Genomic DNA, 1,894 nt, shown 5'->3' on the forward strand with positions numbered 1-1,894 from the left:
TGATTACTATCCTTTCGGAATGCTTGTTCCTAACCGTAATGGTTCCAGTGATAGCTACCGTTACGGCTTCCAAGGGCAGGAAAAAGATGATGAAGTTAAGGGGGAAGGGAATTCATATAATTATAAATTCCGTATGCACGACCCAAGAGTTGGACGTTTCTTTGCAGTAGACCCACTTGCACACGAATACTCTGACTTAACACCTTATCAATTTGCAAGTAATTCACCAATAGCATTAAAAGAAATTGAAGGCCTAGAAGGAGATTGGTACGTTTTAGACTTAAGAAAAGAAGACCCTCAATTAAAGTTTAATAAAACAGTTGACTATTTACTTATACCAAATAGATTAGAAACTGATTATGTAACTGTAGAAGTTCCCGGTCCAAAAAACTCATATATCTCCTATACATTCACAGCAGTTGGTGGTGGTAGTCAAAGACATAATGGAGAGCTTGGTAATGGCAATTATATAGGGGATTTTGCTAAATTCCAAGAAGACCCTTTAAGAGCTATTACAAGTGGAGACTTTGTTACTGACCAAGAAATAATGGCAAATTTGGTTAGGGATATTGCGATAGCATTAATTTTCAAAAGGGTTTTAAAAAGCGGTAGAGTTGGTACAAAATGGGAAGGAAAAGTATATCGTTATGAACAACCAGACAGAGTTGATGGGACTTGGCAAGTAAATAAATATAATAAAGCTGCTGACCATAGATATTCTAAACCTGGAGAAGCTGCTGTTTATGCTGGAATTACAAAGGAAACGGCTAAAGCAGAAATAAGTCATTATAATGCATTAGGTGGCAGAGTTGTTGTATCAAAAGATGTAAAGTTAAATAACGCATTAGATTTGACAGATGCTAAAGTACGTAAAGAACTAGGTGTTACTTTAAAAGATTTAACTTCTGATGGCTATGATATTACGCAAAAAATTGGAACTTATGCGAGACAAAATGGATATGACGGTATTATTGCGCCATCTGCAAGGGATAAATCAGGAGCAAATGTGATAATTTTTGGAGAAGTAGAAGATTAATTAATATGTTAGAAAAATTTTATAAAGGAGATGATTCATGGGAAAAATTTGTATCAGTTTTTCCAAAACACTCATCTTTACAATGTAATGTTGATTATAGTCAACTATATAACAATTTAAATAAGAATGAAGACTTGTCAATTGTTATTTATGAGTTATTAGGTGCTGAAAATAGTCTCAAATGGATAAATGAAAATAGTCCAGCCTTGAATGGGCTAAGACCTGTTGATTGTTTGGAAGGTAATTTGTTGAATAGACTTAAGGTAATGTTAATGCGTTTTTAGAAGTTATGATACCAAAAAAGAGGTTAGGTTATTTGTTTTTCGTGTTATGTCTTATATTTATATTTTTTGCAATAAGAGATATATTGCAAATTACTTTTTTCTTTGATAAGCCTAAACTGTCTAGAGTCCAATTAAATCATCTTTATATAGGTACAACTGGCATTATAATAGCAATTATATTAGCGTTCCTCTTTTTTGTTTTTGCTAGAAAATTGACAAAGAAACTTTAAAATTAAACCATTACTTTCATTGACCGCTAACTAGTAGTTAGTAGCAGTAAAGTGTATTCAAGTAATAGTGCTATGAAAAACGGTATTGCTTCTGTAAAACATAATGCACCTGATGCATCTGTAGAAGATAATTCATAGATAATTGATTTAATAAAACGAGTGTGCATTAGTGCATACTCGTTTTTGATTTACATAGACCATCACAAATTGATAAAAAGTAGTATTTTTATTCCAGACGTTCTTTAATATATTGATTACAACCCTTTCGGAATGCTGCAGCCTAATCGTCACGGTTCCAGTGATAGTTACCGTTACGGCTTCCAAGGACAGGAAAAAGATGATGA

Annotated in this window: 2 protein-coding genes and 1 pseudogene; all 3 read left to right on the forward strand. The window is 33.1% G+C overall.

What is annotated here, in order from left to right; genetic code table 11:
• On the forward strand, positions 1-1,036 hold a 1,036-nt coding region (locus tag DFQ02_RS12825; RefSeq protein ID WP_181896419.1), incomplete at its 5' end, for an RES domain-containing protein.
• 5 nt (positions 1,037-1,041) lie between these two features.
• The gene (locus DFQ02_RS12830) at positions 1,042-1,320 is read left to right on the forward strand and encodes a hypothetical protein (protein WP_116524849.1); all 279 of its coding nucleotides are present in this window, start codon (positions 1,042-1,044) and stop codon (positions 1,318-1,320) included.
• A gap of 275 nt (positions 1,321-1,595) precedes the next feature.
• Positions 1,596-1,688: pseudogene (locus tag DFQ02_RS12840) on the forward strand (DUF1508 domain-containing protein); the annotation flags it as partial.
• Positions 1,689-1,894: the final 206 nt, after the last annotated feature.

Source organism: Seonamhaeicola aphaedonensis (genome assembly GCF_003386195.1).
Classification (GTDB): Bacteria; Bacteroidota; Bacteroidia; order Flavobacteriales; family Flavobacteriaceae; genus Seonamhaeicola; species Seonamhaeicola aphaedonensis.

Coding starts and splice junctions, on each gene's coding strand:
- DFQ02_RS12830 (WP_116524849.1), top strand. CDS start 1,042: ATGTTAGAAAAATTTTATAAAGGAGATGATTCATGGGAAAAATTTGTA.